This is a genomic window from Iodidimonas gelatinilytica (genome assembly GCF_008579125.1).
GTDB classification, from domain to species: Bacteria; Pseudomonadota; Alphaproteobacteria; order Sphingomonadales; family Rhodothalassiaceae; genus Iodidimonas; species Iodidimonas muriae.
The window spans coordinates 35513-54767 of record NZ_BKCL01000013.1; the positions used below are offsets into that span (position 1 = coordinate 35513).

At 56.5% G+C, this 19255-nt stretch carries 16 protein-coding genes, 1 tRNA gene and 4 pseudogenes; 3 read left to right on the forward strand and 18 right to left on the reverse strand.

Annotated features, from left to right (window positions below):
* Positions 1 to 102: 102 nt before the first annotated feature.
* The 6 genes and pseudogenes from JCM17844_RS12695 to JCM17844_RS12720 form a co-directional block, all read right to left on the reverse strand.
* Positions 103 to 720, reverse strand: a complete 618-nt coding sequence (locus JCM17844_RS12695) for an LptA/OstA family protein (RefSeq protein ID WP_150001285.1) — start codon at positions 718 to 720, stop codon at positions 103 to 105.
* Entirely contained in the window at positions 717 to 1418 is a 702-nt protein-coding gene (gene lptC / locus JCM17844_RS12700) for an LPS export ABC transporter periplasmic protein LptC (RefSeq protein WP_210431971.1), read from the reverse strand. The genes JCM17844_RS12695 and lptC overlap by 4 nt, the downstream gene beginning before the upstream one ends.
* A 17-nt stretch (positions 1419 to 1435) precedes the next feature.
* On the reverse strand, positions 1436 to 2053 hold the full coding sequence (locus JCM17844_RS12705; RefSeq protein ID WP_150001287.1) for a ribonuclease D: 618 nt from the start codon (positions 2051 to 2053) through the stop codon (positions 1436 to 1438).
* A 135-nt stretch (positions 2054 to 2188) separates the two neighbouring features.
* Positions 2189 to 3313: an acyltransferase family protein gene (locus tag JCM17844_RS12710; RefSeq protein ID WP_150001288.1), complete on the reverse strand. Its 1125-nt coding sequence runs from the start codon at positions 3311 to 3313 to the stop codon at positions 2189 to 2191.
* A 235-nt stretch (positions 3314 to 3548) separates the two neighbouring features.
* A pseudogene (locus tag JCM17844_RS12715) lies at positions 3549 to 4252 on the reverse strand (MIP/aquaporin family protein).
* Positions 4253 to 4487: 235 nt separating this feature from the next.
* Positions 4488 to 4563: transfer RNA gene (locus JCM17844_RS12720), tRNA-Arg, on the reverse strand.
* Positions 4564 to 4710: 147 nt separating this feature from the next.
* Here JCM17844_RS12720 and JCM17844_RS12725 point away from each other — a divergent pair.
* Both JCM17844_RS12725 and JCM17844_RS12730 read left to right on the forward strand, forming a co-directional pair.
* A complete protein-coding gene (locus tag JCM17844_RS12725; protein WP_150001289.1) occupies positions 4711 to 6537 on the forward strand; it encodes an ATP-binding cassette domain-containing protein in 1827 nt (608 codons plus the stop codon).
* Positions 6537 to 7625: a Kelch repeat-containing protein gene (locus JCM17844_RS12730; RefSeq protein WP_371864767.1), complete on the forward strand. Its 1089-nt coding sequence runs from the start codon at positions 6537 to 6539 to the stop codon at positions 7623 to 7625. Before JCM17844_RS12725 ends, JCM17844_RS12730 begins: the two co-directional genes overlap by 1 nt.
* A gap of 41 nt (positions 7626 to 7666) precedes the next feature.
* Here the strand turns inward: JCM17844_RS12730 and yaaA are convergent.
* A pseudogene (gene yaaA / locus JCM17844_RS12735) lies at positions 7667 to 8300 on the reverse strand (peroxide stress protein YaaA).
* The gene (locus JCM17844_RS15440; RefSeq protein ID WP_210431973.1) at positions 8300 to 8446 is read right to left on the reverse strand and encodes a hypothetical protein; all 147 of its coding nucleotides are present in this window, start codon (positions 8444 to 8446) and stop codon (positions 8300 to 8302) included. Before JCM17844_RS15440 ends, yaaA begins: the two are co-directional and overlap by 1 nt.
* A gap of 163 nt (positions 8447 to 8609) precedes the next feature.
* On the opposite strand from JCM17844_RS15440, the pseudogene JCM17844_RS12740 reads away from it, so the two are divergent.
* Positions 8610 to 9898, forward strand: a pseudogene (locus JCM17844_RS12740) (cystathionine gamma-synthase family protein).
* A gap of 14 nt (positions 9899 to 9912) precedes the next feature.
* On the opposite strand, the pseudogene JCM17844_RS12745 reads toward JCM17844_RS12740, so the two are convergent.
* From JCM17844_RS12745 to rpsM, 10 genes and pseudogenes are all read right to left on the reverse strand, one after another.
* Positions 9913 to 11315: pseudogene (locus JCM17844_RS12745) on the reverse strand (DUF885 domain-containing protein).
* Between the two features lie 470 nt (positions 11316 to 11785).
* Positions 11786 to 12487, reverse strand: a complete 702-nt coding sequence (locus tag JCM17844_RS12750) for an ATP12 family chaperone protein (RefSeq protein ID WP_150001291.1) — start codon at positions 12485 to 12487, stop codon at positions 11786 to 11788.
* Between the two features lie 15 nt (positions 12488 to 12502).
* Positions 12503 to 12910 carry a hypothetical protein gene (locus JCM17844_RS12755; protein ID WP_150001292.1) on the reverse strand — a complete coding sequence of 136 codons (408 nt, stop codon included), beginning with the start codon at positions 12908 to 12910 and terminating at the stop codon, positions 12503 to 12505.
* Positions 12900 to 13619 carry an HAD-IA family hydrolase gene (locus JCM17844_RS12760; RefSeq protein ID WP_150001293.1) on the reverse strand — a complete coding sequence of 240 codons (720 nt, stop codon included), beginning with the start codon at positions 13617 to 13619 and terminating at the stop codon, positions 12900 to 12902. Before JCM17844_RS12760 ends, JCM17844_RS12755 begins: the two co-directional genes overlap by 11 nt.
* 41 nt (positions 13620 to 13660) lie before the next feature.
* Positions 13661 to 15013, reverse strand: coding sequence for a replication-associated recombination protein A (locus JCM17844_RS12765; RefSeq protein ID WP_235899015.1), 1353 nt, complete (start codon positions 15011 to 15013; stop codon positions 13661 to 13663).
* Positions 15014 to 15016: 3 nt separating this feature from the next.
* Positions 15017 to 16495, reverse strand: a complete 1479-nt coding sequence (locus JCM17844_RS12770; RefSeq protein ID WP_150001294.1) for a Do family serine endopeptidase — start codon at positions 16493 to 16495, stop codon at positions 15017 to 15019.
* Positions 16496 to 16686: 191 nt separating this feature from the next.
* A complete protein-coding gene (gene rplQ, locus JCM17844_RS12775; protein WP_150001295.1) occupies positions 16687 to 17109 on the reverse strand; it encodes a 50S ribosomal protein L17 in 423 nt (140 codons plus the stop codon).
* Positions 17110 to 17166: 57 nt separating this feature from the next.
* A complete protein-coding gene (locus JCM17844_RS12780; RefSeq protein ID WP_150001322.1) occupies positions 17167 to 18183 on the reverse strand; it encodes a DNA-directed RNA polymerase subunit alpha in 1017 nt (338 codons plus the stop codon).
* A 107-nt stretch (positions 18184 to 18290) separates the two neighbouring features.
* Positions 18291 to 18680, reverse strand: coding sequence for a 30S ribosomal protein S11 (gene rpsK, locus JCM17844_RS12785; RefSeq protein WP_150001296.1), 390 nt, complete (start codon positions 18678 to 18680; stop codon positions 18291 to 18293).
* 71 nt (positions 18681 to 18751) lie between these two features.
* Complete coding sequence (gene rpsM, locus JCM17844_RS12790) at positions 18752 to 19120, reverse strand: 30S ribosomal protein S13 (protein WP_150001297.1); 369 nt, start codon at positions 19118 to 19120, stop codon at positions 18752 to 18754.
* Positions 19121 to 19255 lie beyond the last annotated feature (135 nt).

The window sequence follows — 19255 nt, forward strand, 5'->3', positions numbered from 1 at the left end:
CACAGACCTTTGCGCCATCTCCGCCTAGAATCGTCCATGCACATCAGACTGTCCAGCCCTCAATTCATAAGGAGGGCGCGCTCCGCACCTTCAAGGAGACTTTTATTGTGGGGTGTCGTTGGTTTTCGGCATCCCGTTTTCGGGGCTGCGCTCGGGGAGAACGAAGCGGCCGCGCACCCGTGCACCTTCACCGTCCATATCCTCGCCATCCAGCTTGGTCACGCCGGACACCAGATCAATTTCCAGCCGGTCGCCAGCCAGCCGGGTATCGCCGCGGGTAAGCACCACGCCGCCGCCCAGAGTAATGATCCGCTTGGGAATATCATAGACCGCCCATTGCGAAAGGGCGCGCTCGGACGGGCTGACAATTTCCACATTTCCGGTCACATCCAACCGCTCCACATTGGGATCGGTCTGCCCTTGAGCGATGGTGTAAAACACATGCAGCCGGTCGGAATGTAGCTCCAGAGCCCCTTGCTTCACCCGCACATTGCCCATGAACAGCGCCACATCATCACGGCCCAACAATTCCGAGCGCTGCGCCTCCCATTCGATGGGCTGGTCAATATCATGATCTTTCAAAGCGGAAATGCTTTGTGCCAATGCCGTTTGGCCCACCAGCATTGCCGACAAAACAGCCAGCCCCCGCAAGCCGGGCAACCTTTTGAAAGCCGCGCCCCACCCCAATGGCCCTTTCTTGTAAAAAACGGCTGTCATCATTTCGGTTCCTTTTTCGGCATAGCGGCTCTGCCCTCTCTTGGGGCGGGCTGGCTTTTGGCAGGGATCGTTTTCATTTTCACAGCACCTTCCAAAACGGCTTTTTGCTCATTCACATCCAGCGTGATCCGGTCCCCACGCATCTGGCCCAATGGCCCCACGCCTTCCACCGGCTGGTCGCTGGTGATGATCTTGTTCTTGATATCCAACATCGCGCCGGTGCCCTCAAGGCTATAGCCGTCACTGGTTTCCAGATGCATCGGGCCCACCACCTCCACCGTTTCCGTAGAGGTGTCGTAAATGCCCTTTTCCGCCGCAACAAAGGCCGTGCGTCCTTCGCCCAGATCCATATTGGCCTTCAGGCCCGTCAAGGCAATACGCGGCGCATCGGGCGATGTTTGTACGGCTTCATCTGCCTGAATGCTGAACAGCCGGTTGGATTCATCGGTGCCGCGATAGATAGGCCCCAAAACCCGCACTTCACGTTCACCGCGCTGCATGGTTTCGCGGTTGAACACAAAGGAGCTGTCTTTTTCCACGAACAAAGGCCACAAAAAGCTCAAGCCGGCACTGGCGATCGCCAATAGAATCAAGGCCGGGCGCATGAACGCCACATAGCGGTCATAGGCCGTGGTCACACGGAAAATCTGCCCCGGCGGGGATTGCGGCAAAGGTGGCTTTGATAGGGACGGCTCAGCCATGGGCATGTCCTGCCTGATCAGGAATGGGCAAACAGATCGTAGTCCTCGCCCGCCATCAAATCCAGCTCGGCACGGATGGGAAGAAACTCAAAAGCGGCCTGCGCAATATGCTGACGGTTTTCACGCTGCAAAACGGGGTCCAGCGCCTCTTTCAAACGGTGCAGATAGAGCACATCCGAAGCCGCATAAGCCTGCTGTGCATCCGACAAGTCGTCCGCGCCCCAATCGGAGCTTTGCTGCGCCTTGGAAATATCCACCGACAGCAATTCACGGCACAAATCCTTCAAGCCATGCCGGTCCGTATAGGTGCGGGTCAGCTTGGAAGCGATCTTGGTGCAATAAGCGGGTGTCGGCATCACCCCCAGCGCGTGATATAAAACCGCAAGATCAAAGCGGGCAAAATGGAACAGCTTGGTGACAGTGGAATCCCCCATCAACGCTTTCAGATTCGGTGCGTCATAGCTGCTGTCATGGTTGAATTTCACCAGATGTGCGGTGCCGTCGCCAGACGATAATTGCACAAGGCACAAGCGATCCCGATGCGGTTTCAGCCCCATGGTTTCCGTATCCACCGCCACGGTCGGCCCGAAATCCAGTCCATCGGGCAAATCGCCATAATGCACGCTGATGCTCATAAGAGGGTCCGCTCCTTGCAGGGTTTTCGCATTTGCTGGCTGTTTATAAAGCGAATAAGCGGCCCGACGCCATGATGCAAGGGCGCAATGACGCACGCTAACGTTTAAATCCCAAGCATGGTCTTTTTTAAGTATTCAAGCGGCATAGGAGGCTTTCATCCTCTGTTTGGTCTTCAAACCGAACAAAACCCTCATCCCATTCAGCGGGTAAATAACACGGGTACAAATCAGCGCGGTGACAAGAAAAGACGACAGGAACAACACGCTTATCTTGATGCCAATGCCAAACGGCCATTGCACGATATAAAAGGCCAGAATCACGATCACCGTCTGGTGCAGAATATAAAAGGGATAGATCAGTTCATTGGCCCGCCTGAGCCAGTCCGGTGTGACGGTCAAAAATCGTTGCGCTATGCCCAGAATACACAGTGCTGCTGTCCAAGCCACAAGACTGCCAAGCGCCCACCAGATAGACCACAGCACCGCATGAGAGGCATAGGCGCTGAAGTCCAAGAAATAATAGAGATAAAACACCACGCTCAACACCGCGAGGACCGCACTATGCCAAAGCCATCGCTCACCAAGACGCTGCCAGAAATCAGCCCGCTGGACCAGCACCATACCCATGATAAAAAAGAACAGATAATAAAGCGAGGATGACAGATTTTCGATGCCGCTACTGTCGGACGGAAAGTGCTCTTTCAGCCAAACACGCATCCCGGCCAGCAGCAGCCCGAAGCTCAAGAGCCCCAAGGGATGGTGCACAATGCGGCCAAACACTCGAAAACCCCCTTCCGCCAGTCTGCTGGTAAAAAACAGATGCAACGGGATGGCCAGCACAGAAAATACGAACAGATATTCGATAAACCACAGGTGCATGGAGTCGAATTCCAGCGCCAAGGCCGGATAAGCCACCCACAGTGATTCATAAGCCGCCGGATTTTTGAAATAAAGCTGCGGTGGGATGATAAAAATCATACCGACCAGCAAAGGCAGGAACAGCCGCTTCACCTTGTCCCAAGCAAAGGTGAATGGAGATATTTTTGATAGCAAAAGATACGCGCCCGCGCCGGCAATAACGAACAGGGTAGGCAGCCGGAATTGCTCGAAATACACCATGATATGGTCAAGCAATTTACTCGATTGGGCATTCATTATCACCCAGTCATCGCCATTGAACGGCATCCCTACATGGTGCAGATAAACGGCGAATACCAAAATCACCCGGGTCCAGTCCAGTTCACTCAGGCGCGTTGGCAAGGGTTATCCCCCGATATGGGGCATCGAATATAACCCATGGATAAGGCTCCTCTTGTCCTTGTTACGCGAACTGATTTTTCGCACGTTTTCTCCTGATTGCCAAGCGGCAGGAATCCCCTCTCTCGTCCGTCCAATCGCGGTTCAGGGATAGGGTTGATGTTTGGTCCGCTTTGGCCGACTTCTCTTTATGAGATTGCCACGCCAACAACCCGATAAGAGTCTTCAAATATAGGCTTTAAAACACCACGCGATAAAAGACCCCGCCTAAAAGCCCGCCAATACACGGCCCCGCCACAGGCACCCAGCATATCGCCAGCCCGATGGGCCTTTGCCGGCAATGGGCAACAAAGCATGGGCGATGCGCGGCCCCAGATCACGCGCCGGATTGATCGCATAGCCGGTTGTGCCGCCCATGGACAGGCCGATGGCAAAAACCAACAGGCCGACAACCAGCGGGAACATGCCTTCGGTGAACTGATTGGCGCCGATGGCCAAAACGCCCAACACCAGAATGAAGCTGCCCAGAACTTCGCTAAACAAATTGGCTGGCCCGTGGGCGATGGCGGGATCGGTGGCGAAAACAGCGCGTTTCACCGCAGGATCGGGCGTTTTTTCCCAATGGGGATAGTAATGCAGCCAAACCAGCACCGCGCCAATAAAGGCCCCCAGAAATTGCCCTGCGATATAAAGCGGCACATCGGCCCAAGGAAAAGCATCGGCAATGGCCAAACCCAAAGTCACCGCCGGATTGATATGCGCACCGGAAATGCCGCCCACCATATAAACGGCGACCGCCACGCCCATGCCCCACCCCGCCGTAATAACGATCCAGCCTGCCCCTTCGGCCTTGGACTGACGGAGCACAACCCCGCCCACAACGCCGCCCCCGAAAAGGATGAGAACCATTGTCCCGATAACTTCGCCCAGAAAAGGTGTCATATAGTGCCCCCGCCTATCATGCGAATATGTGTCGTCTCTCTGCTGTGCCGGGCATTTGCTTGGCCCGACGCCATTGCAACTCTGATTGCGCCCGGCAGTCTAGACACTTTTTGCAGCCCTGTCCGCCACCCTGTTCGGGAGGGTGTTTGGATATGGATTGGCCATGGGAACAAGACGCACAACCGCCTTGGAGACAAGACAGGCGCAAGACCTGCGAAGCGGAAACAAGGGAAAATGGTGCGCCCGACAGGATTCGAACCTGTGGCCCCAGATTAGGAATCTGGTGCTCTATCCTACTGAGCTACGGGCGCGTACCTTAGAAAGGCGAGGAAATCCTTTGCCCCAAAGGAAGCGGGAAGTCAAACCCGCTCGAGTGTACCGGCACGCCACATCAAAGGGCCCCACCCTTCCCACGGAGGTCTTGACAAATGGCATAGCTGGCCCCACTTCTCGCCGCCATGGCTCCACCTCCTTTACTCACACTTGCCGGACTTCGCCTCGAACTGGGGGCGCAAACCCTGTTTTCCGGCATTGATCTGGCCATTGGGCCAAGCGACCGGCTGTGTCTGTTGGGGCGCAATGGGGCGGGAAAATCCACGCTTTTAAAGATTATTGCCGGGATCATCGAAGCCGATGGCGGCGAGCGATTCGTCCGGCCCGGCGTATCCATCGCCTATCTGCCGCAAGAACCGGATCTGGGCCGTTACGACCGGCTATTCGATTATGTGGCGGCGGGCCTGCCCTCATCACAAGCCGATGCCGCGTTTCGGGTGGAAGCGGCCTTGGCGGAAGTCAATCTGCCCGCCGATGCCAATCCCCGCACCCTTTCAGGTGGAGAGCAGCGCCGCGCCGCCATTGCCCGCGCTTTTCTGGGTGAACCGGATGTGCTGCTTCTGGATGAGCCAACGAACCATCTGGACCTGCCCACCATTGAATGGCTGGAAGGCCGCCTTGCCGCCTTTCGCGGTGCGATCATTGTGATCAGCCATGACCGGGCGTTTCTATCGCGCCTTGCCAGCGCATGTTTGTGGCTTGATCGCGGCGTGGTCAAACGCCTTGAGCGCGGCTTTGCCGCCTTTGAGGAATGGGTAGAGCAAGAATATGCCCGCGATGCCACCGAGACTGCAAAGCTCGACAAACTCATCGCCGAAGAAACCCGTTGGTCCCGCGAGGGGATTTCCGCCCGCCGCACCCGGAATCAGGGGCGTTTGCGGCGTCTTGATGGCCTGCGGCAAGAACGCCGCTCCCGCATCGCCCGCTCTGGCACCGCCGCCCTTGCCGCTGCGGAAGGCAAAACATCGGGCAAGCTGGTGATCGAAGCCAAATCCATCAGCAAATCCTTTGGCGAGCGTGTGCTGCTGAATGATTTCTCTACGCGGATCATGCGCGGCGATAGAATAGGCATCATCGGTCCCAATGGCGCAGGGAAATCCACGCTTTTAAAATTACTGACCGGAGAGGTCGCCCCCGATAGCGGCGTGGTGCGCCTGGGCACCAATCTGGAAATGCTTTTGATCGATCAAAAGCGTGACAGCCTCGATCCCGATCTCTCTTTATGGGAAACCCTGACCGGTGGCAGCGCCGATCAGGTGATGGTGCGCGGCCAGCCCAAGCATGTGGTGGCCTATCTCAAGGATTTTCTGTTCAGCCCGGCGCAAGCCCGCGGCCCGGTGCGGGCCTTATCGGGTGGCGAGAAAAACCGGCTGATGCTCGCCCGCGCTTTGGCCAAGCCATCCAATCTGATGATTCTGGATGAGCCGACCAACGATCTGGACATGGAAACGCTTGATCTTTTGCAAGAGGTTTTGTCCGATTATGAAGGCACCATCTTGTTGGTGAGCCATGACCGGGATTTTCTTGACCGCCTTGTTACCAGCACCATTGTGCTGGACGGCAATGGTGCCGCCACCGAATATGCCGGAGGCTATACAGACAGCCTGCGCCAAGCCGCTCAGGCACCGAAAACGAGCGATCCGCAAAAGCCTTCCACGCGCCTGAACGCCGCCCTCACATCCAGACCGCCTCAAAAGCCCAAAAATCCAGGCAAGCGCATGAGTTTCAAGCAGAAACACGCTTTGGAACAACTGCCCGAGGAAATGCGCGCCCTTGAGCAAGACATTTCTTTACTTGAAAAAGCCATCGCCGACCCGCAAGCCTATAGCCGTGACCCGGACAAATTCATGCTGGCCAGCAAAAAGCTGGATCGCTGCCGGGCGGAGCTGGAAGAAAAGGAAGAGGAATGGCTGGCCTTGGAAATGCTGCGCGAGGAATTGGAAAACGAGTGATGGGCGCCCCCCGCACAGGATTACGCATGACCGCCCTTGGCGCGCTTATGGCGCTGAGTGCCGCCTGTAGCCAAACACCGCCCCAATCCATGCCGCCTCAAAGCCCTTATGCGCCAATGCCGCAAGCCCATAGCAACAATGCGGCGGCCAGCCTCGACCATCAGGGAAAGCCGGTTTTATACAGCTTCATGGGCTTGAAAGCCGGAAAGCGCTTTGAGGATCTGTCCACCGCAGCCTTTGCCTATGATGTAACGGCCGACCGCTGGACAAGGCTTGCACCGGTGCCGGTGCCGGAAGGGCGGTTGGCATCCGTTGCTGTTGCCCTTGATGGTGCGATCTATTTATTCGGCGGCTATACGGTGGCGGCGGACGGGTATGAAATATCCACCCCGCACACATTTCGTTACGAACCCGAAACAAATACCTATCACCGGCTTGCCGACATCCCGAAGCCGGTGGATGACAGCATCGCGCTGGCTTATAAAGACCGCTATATCTATCTGGTGAGCGGCTGGCATATGGACGGCAATGTTTCCACGGTGCAAGTGTTCGACACCAAAGAAGGCGTGTGGTTCAACGCCACCGACTTCCCCGGCGTTCCGGTCTTTGGCCATGCGGGCGGTCTTGTTGCCGATTATATGCTGGTGATCGACGGGGTGGCGGTTTTGGGAAAGGATCAAGGCAAGCGCCGCTTTGGCCTTGTGGAACAGGCATGGCTGGGGCGCATCAATCCCGACGATCCTTCCGATATTGAATGGCATCAGATCGCGTCCCATGGCGGCGGCCCCCTTTATCGCGCGGCGGGAACCGGGTCCGATGAACGCGGTCTGATCTTGTTCGCCGGTGGATCGAAAACCGCCTATAATTATAACGGCATCGGCTATGACGGCACACCGGCGCAGCCTTCGGCGCGGGTCTTTGGCTATGATCCCTTCAACGATCTGTGGATGCGCTTTGCTGATAAACCGGTGCCCAGCATGGACCATCGGGCGCTCTTACCCGCCAATGGCGCATTCTGGACCATCGGTGGCATGACCAAGGATCAACAGGTCAGCCCCCTTGTGGACCGCATAGACGCCAAGGAATAGATGGCTTTCGTGCACCCTTGGCACGGCTCCTCCGCAAAAAATCAAGCGGCGCGGCTATCGGGGCGCAGAAAGGTCCAGACACGCTCATCAGACAATGCCGGTGCGAATTCGTACCCGTCCACCGAAAATTCTTTCAAATCGGCCGGTTTGGTCAGGCGGTTTTCCGCAATGAATCGCGCCATCACCCCCCGCGCCTTTTTGCAAAAAGCCGATCATCCGCGCCTCGCCATCGCGCATTTCGCGGAAATCAAGGGTAATCATTGGGGCGACCAGCGCTTTTTTATCCACCGCCTTCACATATTCCCGGCTGGCCAGATTAATCAGGCACGATGCCCCCACCTCCTTCATATCAGCATTCAGGGCTTTGGCGATTTTGTCTCCCCAAAAGCCATAAAGATCAGCGGCATGGTCCGTTCGGAACCGGGTTCCCATTTCCAGCCGATAGGGCTGCATCAGATCGAATGGCCGCAACAGCCCATAAAGGCCCGATAAAATACGCAGATGCTTTTGCGCGTGATCGCGTGCGCCAGCGTCCAGACTATCGGCGTCCAGCCCCTGATACACATCGCCACGAAAAGCCAAAATCGCCGGTTTCGCATTGGCTTGTGTGAAAGGCGGAGAAAACTGCTGGAAGCGTGCATGTGTCAGTTGCGCCAAGCTGTCGGACAATTTCATCAGCCTTGCAGGCGGGCGGCCCCCATGGTTTTTCCAACACAGGCAAGGGCTTTTGCCTCATCCATAAAACGGGGCTGGCTATACCGATCCGTATCCGCCGGTGATTCGGCATCTAATTTCTTGGCAGGAGAAAGAACAACAAGCATCGATAAAAGCCCATTTTAAGAAGGAAAACAAAAGCACCGCACCCCTTCATCGCAAGATACGGTCAAACTTGTCAAAACGCATGGCACAGCATTGCAACTGAAGCTATGTAGAGAGCCTGTCAAGCACCGGTATCAAACAAGTACTGGCCAGCAAGGATCAACGATGACCGACCAGAAAAAAAATTTCCGCCGCAGCAAAATCGGCAATCATGTTTTAAAACCGGAAACCCAGATGATGGGCTATGGCTTTGATCCAACCCTATCGGAAGGGTCCTTGAAGCCACCGGTTTTTCTGACCTCCACATTCGTTTTTGAATCCGCCGAACATGGTCGCGACTTTTTCGACGTGGTCAGCGGCCGCCGCGATGCCCGCCCCGGCGAGGAAGCCGGGCTGATCTATTCGCGCTTCAACAATCCCGATATGGAAGTGCTGGAAGACCGCTTGGCGCTGTGGGACGATGCAGAGATGGCCATTGTCTATTCTTCAGGCATGGCCGCCATTTATTCCGCCATCATGGCCCATATGAAGCCCGGCGAGGTGCTGATTTATTCACAGCCCATTTATGGCGGTACCGAAACGCTGATGCTGAATGTTTTGCCCAAATGGGGCATCAAAACCGTTGGCTTTGCCGCCAATCGCAGCGTCGAAGCCATCGACGAAGCCTTTGAAAAAGCCGCAGAGCTTGGCCCTATCGGCATGGTACTGGCGGAAACTCCGGCCAACCCCACCAATGGCCTTGTGGATATTGCCTATCTTGCTTCCAAGCTGAAGGATGTGCGCAATTCTTCGGGCGAACGGCCACCTTTGGCGGTGGATAACACCTTCCTTGGGCCGGTATGGCAAAAGCCTTTGGACCATGGCGCCGATATCGTTCTTTATTCCATGACCAAATATATCGGCGGCCATTCCGATCTGGTTGCAGGGGGGGCCACCGGACCCACCGCCTATCTAAAACCCATGAAAGCCCTGCGCGGGGCCATTGGCAACCAGATCGACCCGCATACCTGCTGGATGGTTTTGAGAAGCCTTGAAACCCTGAAGATCCGCATGGAAAAAGCCACCGACAATGCAAGATCATCGCCGAATATCTGCGCGATCACGACAAGATCGAAAAAGTGCATTATCTGGGCTTTCTGGAGCCGGGCAGCGATGCCCATGCGGTGTATTCCCGCCAGTGCCTTGCCCCCGGCTCGACCTTTGCTTTCGATGTAAAGGGCGGCCAGGCAGGAGCCTTCCGCTTCCTGAATGCCTTGACCGTCTTGAAGCTGGCGGTCAGCCTTGGCGGCACGGAAACACTGATCAGCCACCCGGCGTCCACCACCCATTCCGGAGTTCCCAAAGAACTGCGTGACATCGCCGGTGTTTCCGATGCCCTATGCCGCGTTTCGGTGGGCATCGAGAATGCGTCCGATCTGATCGCTGATCTGGAACAGGCGCTCAAACAGGTCTGACCCAGCGGCCCTGTTTACGGTGAATGCAATGATGCGGCGGCCCCGGACCCGTTCTGAGTGGCCGCCGTTTCACGGTCTATATACCGGTCGATCATCTGCTCCAGAATGGGCAAAGGCAAAGAGCCGTTTTCCAGAACCGCATCATGGAAAGCGCGGATATCGAACCGGTCCCCCAAGGCTTTTTCAGCGCGGGCCCGCAGCTCCAGAAGTTTCAATTCGCCCATTTTATAACCCAAAGCCTGCCCCGGCCACGAGATATAGCGATCCACTTCCGTATTGATATTGTGCAAGGACAAGGCGGAATTCTCGGTGAAAAAGGCCACCGCTTCCTCGCGGCTCCAGCCCATGGCGTGAATTCCTGTATCCACCACCAAGCGCCCGGCGCGCCACATTTCATAGGTGAGCCGCCCAAACTGCTCATAAGGGGTTTCATAGATCCCCATGTCCACCCCGAGTTTTTCCGTATAAAGGCCCCACCCTTCCCCAAAGGCCACCACATACATGGCCCGGCGAAACTCCGGCACATCCTTGATTTCCCGCGCAAGGGCGATTTGCAGATGATGGCCCGGCACCGCCTCATGCAAGGTGAGCGACGGCAGGCTGTATAAGGGGCGCTTATCAAGGGCATGGGTGTTGACCATATAAAGCCCACCGCGCACGCCATCCACCGGCCCCCAATAACGCCCGGTGGTATAATTCGGGGCAATTGCATCGGGCACGGCCCGCACCCCATAAGGCATCCGCGGCAATGTCTTGAAAAAGGCGGGGAGTTTTTCATCGGCCTGCTTGGCGATCCAGGCCGCCCGGTTCAAAAGCTCTTGCGGTGTTTTGGCATAAAATTGCGGATCGGTGCGCAGAAACTCCAAAAAGTCGGCGAAGCTGCCCTCGAACCCCAAGCCGTCAATAATGGCTTCCATCTCTGATTTGATCCGCGCGACCTCTGACAAGCCGATGCGGTGGATCTCTTGGGCGGAAAGGTCCAAAGTGGTATATTGGCGGATCAACATGGCGTAATAGGCATCGCCATCGGGCAATGATGTCGCCCCCAATGTGTCCCGCGCGGCGGCATATAATCTTCGATGAAAAACGCATAAAGCCCGCGCCAGGCAGGCAACAGCCGCTGGTTCAGCACATCCATCGCGGACTTTTGCAAACGCGCCCGATCTGTCTCCGGAATGCTTTCGGGCATATTGTCAAAAGGCGCGTAAAAAGCACTGTCTACAGCACGATCCACCGCCAGCGCCTTGAAGCCGGGGGCCACTTTTTCCAGAATGGCGCGCGGCATGGTGAAGCCGGTCTCCAACCCCGCCCGCATATTGGCAATATTTTGGGCCACATAACCATCCAGCTTGGAAAGCCGCGCCAGATAGTCTTCATAATGCTTGATGGTTTTAAAAGGGATTGCCTCGATCGCCATGGTGGCGCTGGTATGAAAGCCACTGTCAGAAACAAAGGGAATACGCCAAGGCTCATAAGCCTTTCGGCCAGTCGTTCTTCCAAAACAGCGCCGAACAAATCCGTGTTCAAGCGGTCTGAAGCCGTAAGCCCGGCACGATCAATGACAGAAAGGCGCTCAAGAAAAGCCTGATCCTCACGCTGGAAACGCTGTTGCGCCTCCGCCGAGACATCGGGCACCAGAGCATCATATTCACGCAGGCCGCGTTGGCTTGCCCAGAAGGGATGGCGGTCCATGCGTGCCTGCCATTCATCGGCAAACAGCTTTTCCAGCGCCGCATCCGGAGCCATCGCGGCGGCATCTTTATCTTGATCAGGGCTGTGCGCCAAAGCGGATATTGGCAGAAGAAACACAGCGATCAAGGCACATAAACGGAACATCCAATCCCCCTTGGCTTCATAACATCCCAAGCGGCAAGGATGGCATATCCTTTAGATCAGGGAAAGCCAGCGGTCCAAATCTGTCAATTCTGCATGCACCAGATCGCGCCGTTTTTTGGCCTCCGCATCTTCACCCCAGCGGGATATCTGAAAATCTTCGTCCACCATCGCCGCAGCCCACAAGTCCGCATGGTCAAGCACACCCGCCAGATAAGAAAGTGCCAGCACCACCGATCCTGTCACGGTCGTGGCGTTGTGCAAGGCCATCAGGCGCATATCATCAAAAGACGCCACAACAGCCCGCAAAGCCGCCAAGGCATCAGGTTTTTGAGAAATCGGGCTGACCCCGATGGTGGTGGCAAGGCGAATGCCGTGGGTACGATCCAGCCACTCCAATGGCGGGGTCCAGTGCTGTTCTTGCAACGCCACCAGCGTGTCGGGCGCATCGGCGCGATAACACAGCAAATCGGTGGCACCATAGGCGCTCACCTCGTCGATCACCGGTTGGCGGCGCATTCCCACCCGGTCGATGGCGCTATTGAGAAACTGCGTCATGGGCATGGTCGCCAGATCGATCTTGTCGCCTTGCGCCTCCCATTCGCCTTGAATCGCCTGCGCCAGTGCCTTGGTTGGCGCCCGAAGTGGTTGCTTGAGCGGCGTTTTTACCAAGCGGCCATCCAAAGCGATGCCGAAGCCTTCCCCCTCCCCTGTATCTGCTGGCACAGAGGTAACGGCTTTATAAAATCGTTTCATTGTCACATATCTGCTTCAGGATTTTGGATTATGGTCTTTATGGGCATAATGGCGACGCGCCTGACGCTGGAGCTTGCGCTTTGTGGCAAAGCGTTTCTCATCCAGCCCGCTTTCCGCGTGATAGCCAAACAGTCCCAAATGCCTCAAAGGCACAGCAAAGGCATCGCGCAAATACTGGAAGCGCCGGGCAAAGGCAGCCCCCATCCGTTTGTTGGAAAAGCAAAACAGCATCAATAAGGCCGCAGCCACCAAAAGCGTCAGAATCAGCGCCATCACCGTGTAAAGCGCCGTCAGCACCTGCGAACTGCCGACATATTCCATGGAATCCATCAACAGATAAACAAGCAGCGCAAAGGTCAGAAACAGTCCGGCAAGCTGCAAAAACCCATAACGGTTGGGCGGCATTTTCGGTTCATGGCTCATGGCACTGTCCGTTTCGAGATAGTGGCGGGAACGCCGGCATAAAGGCCCGTGATAACAGACGGCAATTGCCCGGCTCATCGGCAATGACATGGGCGCCCGCGGCTTCAAGATCTTCCGGTGCATGATAGCCCCAGCTTACCCCCAGGCCTATAGCCCCGGCATTCTTCGCCATCAGCATATCATAGCTGGTATCGCCAATCAGAATGGTTTGTTCTGCCTTGGCTCCGGCTTCCCTTATGGCGGCTTCCAGCATGGCCGGATGCGGCTTGGACGGGTGTAGGTCGGCCGTTTGCAGGCTGATGAAATGGTCGGACAAGCCATGATGCTCAAGGATAGACACCAGACCGCGCATGGATTTTCCCGTGGCGATCCCCATCAAAATCCCCGCCTCTCCCAGCGCGATAAGGGTGTCTTCAATACCGGGATAAAGCGGTTCATGGCGGTGACCATGGCTATGGCGCAAATCAATGAAGGCGTTTTTATAAGAATCCGCCAAAGCCGGGACAATGCCTTGGTCCAAAGGCAGGCGATCATCCCCCAGCAAGGCATGTACGGCTTGGGGCAAAGACAGGCCAACAATACGCCGGATCGCCTCATCCGCAGGCGGCGACAGACTTTGGGCCGCAAAGGCCGCACGCATGGCCGCCAAAATTACCGATTGGCTATCCACCAAGGTGCCATCGCAATCAAATACAACAAGCTGTGTCATGGCATGGATATAAGCATTTCCGCCAAGAAACGAAAGCCCGCTTAATCGCCCGCTTCACCGCGACCCGCTGCCTCGGCGCGCAACCGCGCCCAATAGGCCAGCCTTTTTGTGATATCCCGTTCAAAGCCGCGCTCTTTCGGATTGTAAAACACATGCCTCCCCATATCCTGGGGAAAATAATCCTGCCCGGAAAACCCGTCTTCCGTATCATGGTCATAGGCATAGCCGGCACCATAGCCCAGATCCTTCATCATCCGCGTCGGGGCATTCAGGATATGGGCGGGGGGCATCAAAGAGCCGGTTTCCCGTGCCGCTTTCGTGGCGGTGTTATAGGCTTTGTAGGCCGCATTGGATTTGGGGGCCGTCGCCAGATAAAGGGCGGCCTGTGCAATGGCCAGTTCCCCCTCCGGACTGCCTAAAAACTGATAGGCATCCTTCGCCGCCAAAGCCTGCACCAAAGCCTGGGGATCGGCCAGTCCCACATCCTCGCTGGCGAAACGCACCAGCCTGCGCAGGATGAACTTTGGATCTTCCCCACCCACAAGCGCACGCGCCAGCCAATAAAGCGCCGCATCGGCATCGGACCCGCGCAAAGATTTATGAAGGGCAGAAGCCAGATTATAATGGCCTTCACGATCCTTGTCATGGGCAGGGGCGCGGCGCTGTAACAACCGCGCCAACCCCGCTTCATCCACAGGCTCCTCGCCCGCCAGATCAAAAAGCGCTTCCGCGCAATTAAGCAAATACCGGCCATCTCCATCGGCCATGGCCAGCAAAGCCGCACGGGCCCCGTCTTGAACCGGAAGGGGGCGCTCCATCAATTGCTCGGCGCGGACCAAAAGCGCGTCCAGGGCAGCCGCATCCAGACGATGCAATACCAGAACCTGCATCCGCGACAGCAAAGCACCATTGATCTCGAAGGACGGATTTTCGGTGGTGGCCCCCACCAAGGTGATGGTGCCATCTTCCACATGGGGCAGGAAACTGTCTTGCTGGGATCGGTTGAAACGATGGATTTCATCGACAAACAACAAGGTGCTGCGCCCGGCGCGTTTCTGCAGCGATGCTGCCTCGAAAATTTTCTTCAGATCGGCAACGCCGGACAGGATCGCCGAGATTTGCACAAAGGCAAAACCACCCACATCGGCCAACAAACGGGCAATGGTGGTTTTCCCGGTCCCCGGCGGGCCCCACAAAATAAGGGACGATACCTTCCCCAAGGCCACCATCCGGCCCAAAGGCGCATCTTGGGACAGCAAATGATCTTGCCCCATCACCTCGTTCAGATGGCGCGGGCGTAAACGGTCCGCCAAGGGCCGGTGCACATCCCCATCCTCGTTCTGCAGACCGGATGGCTTCTCCCCTAAAGGCGGCGTGCCGAATAAATCACTCACGGCTCATCCTGACACGCGGCACTCCACCGCGCCATTTTTCGCCACAGCACAATCCAGCAACCGGCCCGGCCGGCGCACCCGATAAACCCAGTTTTCCCATGGCCTTTCGGTGATGGCCAACAGATCATCCACCGATGCCACCAGCTCATTTTGCACGTTCAGGATGATGTCTCCCGGGCGCACAAAGCCAAAGCGCCCCGCCGGGCTGCGGCGTGAAACCTCCAGCGTCACAACGCCGGACCGCATGGGATCAACCCCCAGTTCCTCGGCAAAGCGTGGCGATAAATTGCCCACGGTGATGCCTTGAAACGGATGCCGCCCATCCAGCCGGGTGATCTGCCGCTCGGGAACTTCCGGCAGCAAGGCCAATTCCACATCCCACACTGATCGCTCGCCATCACGCAGAATCAGCAATTGCACATGATCGCCCGCTTCACGGGTGGCCGTGCGGAACCGCAAGCCCCGCTCGTCCACCACATCCTCGCCGTCGATCCCTAAAATCACATCGCCCGGTTCCAGCCCGCTCAAAGCGGCAGGACCGCCCGCATAAAGATCGCTAATCATCACTCCGCCGGGCCGATCCAGACCCACAGCACGGGCAATGTCAGAGGTCACCGGCTGGCCGGCAATGCCAAGCCATGGCCGGATGATTTCCCCTTCATCCAAAGCAGCGCGCAAAACCGATCGCACCATGGATGCCGGAATGGCAAAACCGATGCCGCTGGTATCCCCCGTACGCGAAAAAATTGCCGTGTTGATCCCCACGAGATCGCCGGTCAAAGCCACCAGCGCTCCCCCGGAATTGCCCGGGTTTACCGCCGCATCGGTTTGCAGGAAAAAGCCGAAATCGCTCACCCCCACCTGAGTCCGGGCCGTTGCCGACACAATGCCAGAGGTCACGGTCTGGCCGATGCCAAAGGGATTGCCAATGGCCAGAACAATATCCCCTACTTCCATCTGGTCGATTTGTGCCAAGCGTGCCACCGGCAAGTCTTCCTCCCCGGCATCAATACGCAAAATCGCCAGATCGGTGCGGGCATCCGCCAAAATCACCTCGGCGTCATATTCGCGACGATCCGCCAGAACCACTTTGATGGTATCCGCCTCGCCAATCACATGATTATTGGTAACAACCACCCCATCGGCGCGCACGATCACGCCCGACCCCAAAGATCGCTGCACTCGTTCGCGCGGGGCCCCAAAAGAGAAATTGTCCCCCATGAACCGCCGGAAAAACGAATCGCTAAACACCGACTGACGGGCCGCCACTTTGCGCGCGGTGTAGATATTCACCACGGCTGGCGCCACCTCTTTCACCACAGGGGCATAAGATAACAGCACCTCACTGGAGGCTGTCGGCACTTGGCGCACCAAGGACGTTTCCTCTCGCCCGGTATCGCCATCTTCTTGCGCTACCGCACCAATAGAAACACCCAAGACACCCAGCACCAGAAAGCTCAGGCAAAAGCGAACACGCATCATCGCTGTCATCATTTCAGACCTTTACTGATCGGACACTGCTATTCTTTTACCACCGGCGTGCATGGGAGCAACCATTCAGGCAGCAAAAAGCCCTCTCCACCAGGGAAAGGGCTATTTGTTCTCGCACCAATTTCACAGCCGAACCTGATCACGCATCCGCGCTGTCCGGCCAAAAATATGGTTCACTAAGCTCAGGCTGCGTCTTCAACCGCATCAGCGAATTCAACCGGGCCAGAATCCTGCCCTTTGGCGTCTTCATTGCGGTCCACAAGCTCGATGATTGCGATGGGGGCATTGTCGCCCTTACGGAAACCAGCCTTCAAAACCCGCACATACCCGCCGGGACGATCAGCATAGCGCGTGGCAAATTCGGAAAAGATCTTTTCCACCAGGGTTTCATTTTGCAATTGAGCAATGGCCCGGCGCCGATTGGCAAGACCACCCTTTTTCCCCAGCGTGATAAGCTTTTCCAGCACAGGCCGAAGCTCTTTCGCTTTGGGAAGCGTGGTGATGATCTGTTCGTGCTTAACAAGAGCCTGCGACATGTTCATGAACATGGCGCGGCGGTGGGACGAGGTCCGCCCGAGCTTACGTCCGGCGTTACGATGCCGCATTTCTCTCTCCTTGAACGCCTGCCGTCCGGGCCCTCACGGGCGCGGGACGTGGCAAGATCAGTATTCGTTTTCCAGCTTTTTGGCCAGGTCTTCAATATTCTCGGGCGGCCAACCAGGCAATTCCATGCCCAGCTTCAAGCCCATTTGGGTCAACACTTCCTTGATTTCATTCAAGGATTTGCGCCCAAAATTCGGGGTCCGAAGCATTTCTGCTTCTGTCTTTTGCACAAGATCGCCAATATAGACGATATTGTCGTTCTTCAGGCAATTGGCAGACCGCACAGACAGTTCCAGCTCGTCCACCTTGCGCAAGAAATTGCGGTTGAACAGCGGCTCTTCTTCTTCGCGGCGTTCTTCCACCTGACGCGGCTCTTCAAAATTGATGAAGAGCTGCAACTGGTCTTGAAGAATACGCGCGGCAAAGGCCACAGCATCTTCTGGTGTCACCGTGCCATCGGTTTCCACTTCCATGACAAGTTTGTCATAGTCAAGGATCTGACCTTCGCGGGTGTTTTCCACCTTATAGGCAACGCGCTTGACCGGCGAAAACAAGGCATCAATGGGGATCAGGCCAATCGGCGCATCTTCAGGCCGGTTACGATCCGCAGGAACATAGCCTTTACCCGATTCGATGGTAAATTCCATATTCAGGGTCGCGCCCTCATCAAGGGTGCAAATCACCAAATCCTTGTCGAGAATTTCCACCCCGGACACTTCCGAGATCTGGCCCGCTTTCACTTCTCCCGGCCCCGTAGCCGTCAGGTGCAACCGCTTGGGCTGATCCGCATACATGCTGATGGGAAGCTGCTTCACGTTCAAAACGATATCGGTCACGTCTTCACGCACACCGGGGATCGAGGAGAATTCGTGCAACACACCTTCAATCTGAATGTTGGTAACAGCACCGCCCTGAAGCGACGACAACAAGACGCGACGCAAGGCGTTGCCCAATGTCATTCCAAAACCACGCTCAAGCGGTTCCGCCACCACTTTCGCCCGGCGCTTTGGATCCGCACCGGGTGTGATCTCGAGCGCACTCGGCTTGATCAGTTCATGCCAGTTCTTCTGAATCACGCTATCATCCTCGCCCTTGCAAAAGGCCATATTCGAGACGCTTTGTGCGCCAGTCGCAACACGGCCCCATCCATAAAGGACGCGACCGGATCACATGAGAACCAAAATCAGACGCGGCGACGCTTCGGCGGCCGGCATCCGTTATGCGGGATCGGGGTCACATCACGGATCGCCGTAATGGTGAAACCGATGGCCTGCAAAGCACGCAGAGCCGATTCGCGTCCCGAGCCGGGGCCTTTTACTTCAACCTCAACCGTGTTCATACCGTGGTCAGCGGCCTTCTTGCCAGCATCTTCCGCAGCAATCTGCGCTGCATAAGGCGTGGATTTACGAGAGCCTTTAAAGCCCATCATCCCGGCGCTGGACCAGGAAATCACATTGCCTTGGGCATCGGTGATGCTGATCATGGTATTATTGAACGACGCGTTCACATGAACAACACCGCTGGTGATGTTCTTACGCTCGCGGCGTTTCACTCTGCTTGGTTCTTTCGCCATTGTCTCATCCGTCCTTCAGCGATACGGGGCAATTCCATAAACCCGAAAATTCTTACGGGCCGGAATTGCGATTATTTCTTTTTACCGGCGATGGGCTTGGCTTTGCCCTTGCGGGTGCGCGCATTGGTATGCGTACGCTGACCGCGAACCGGCAAGCCACGACGATGCCGCAGACCACGATAGGTGGCCAGATCCATCAGCCGCTTGATGTTCATTGCCACTTCACGGCGCAGATCGCCTTCAACGACAAAATCGCTGTCGATCAGTTCGCGAATCTGGATCACTTCCGCATCGGTCAGATCCTGCACGCGACGCTCTGCCGGAAAGCCCAGTTTTTCACAGATCTCAGTGGCCTTTGTGCGACCGATGCCGTGAATATAGGTCAAGGCAATCTCGACCCGCTTGTTCGTTGGAATGTTAACGCCTGCAATACGCGCCACGACTTAACTCCTCGTCACCGCCATAAACGGTCTGTTTTTCGAATCATCCGCCCGCCGAAGCGCGCGATTATATGAATCGGCCAGCTCTAGTCAACCATGCCGATTCCATGAAAGCCCGAAACTCTTCAGGTCTGT

What these genes read in the sequence shown, in the direction of transcription:
- JCM17844_RS12695 (WP_150001285.1), bottom strand. Translation starts at nt 720, where the DNA reads ATGATGACAGCCGTTTTTTACAAGAAAGGGCCATTGGGGTGGGGCGCG.
- lptC (WP_210431971.1), bottom strand. Translation starts at nt 1,418, where the DNA reads ATGGCTGAGCCGTCCCTATCAAAGCCACCTTTGCCGCAATCCCCGCCG.
- JCM17844_RS12705 (WP_150001287.1), bottom strand. Translation starts at nt 2,053, where the DNA reads ATGAGCATCAGCGTGCATTATGGCGATTTGCCCGATGGACTGGATTTC.
- JCM17844_RS12725 (WP_150001289.1), top strand. Translation starts at nt 4,711, where the DNA reads ATGGCTCCACCTCCTTTACTCACACTTGCCGGACTTCGCCTCGAACTG.
- JCM17844_RS12730 (WP_371864767.1), top strand. Translation starts at nt 6,537, where the DNA reads ATGGGCGCCCCCCGCACAGGATTACGCATGACCGCCCTTGGCGCGCTT.
- JCM17844_RS15440 (WP_210431973.1), bottom strand. Translation starts at nt 8,446, where the DNA reads ATGCTTGTTGTTCTTTCTCCTGCCAAGAAATTAGATGCCGAATCACCG.
- JCM17844_RS12750 (WP_150001291.1), bottom strand. Translation starts at nt 12,487, where the DNA reads ATGAAACGATTTTATAAAGCCGTTACCTCTGTGCCAGCAGATACAGGG.
- JCM17844_RS12755 (WP_150001292.1), bottom strand. Translation starts at nt 12,910, where the DNA reads ATGAGCCATGAACCGAAAATGCCGCCCAACCGTTATGGGTTTTTGCAG.
- JCM17844_RS12760 (WP_150001293.1), bottom strand. Translation starts at nt 13,619, where the DNA reads ATGACACAGCTTGTTGTATTTGATTGCGATGGCACCTTGGTGGATAGC.
- JCM17844_RS12770 (WP_150001294.1), bottom strand. Translation starts at nt 16,495, where the DNA reads ATGATGCGTGTTCGCTTTTGCCTGAGCTTTCTGGTGCTGGGTGTCTTG.
- rplQ (WP_150001295.1), bottom strand. Translation starts at nt 17,109, where the DNA reads ATGCGGCATCGTAACGCCGGACGTAAGCTCGGGCGGACCTCGTCCCAC.
- rpsK (WP_150001296.1), bottom strand. Translation starts at nt 18,680, where the DNA reads ATGGCGAAAGAACCAAGCAGAGTGAAACGCCGCGAGCGTAAGAACATC.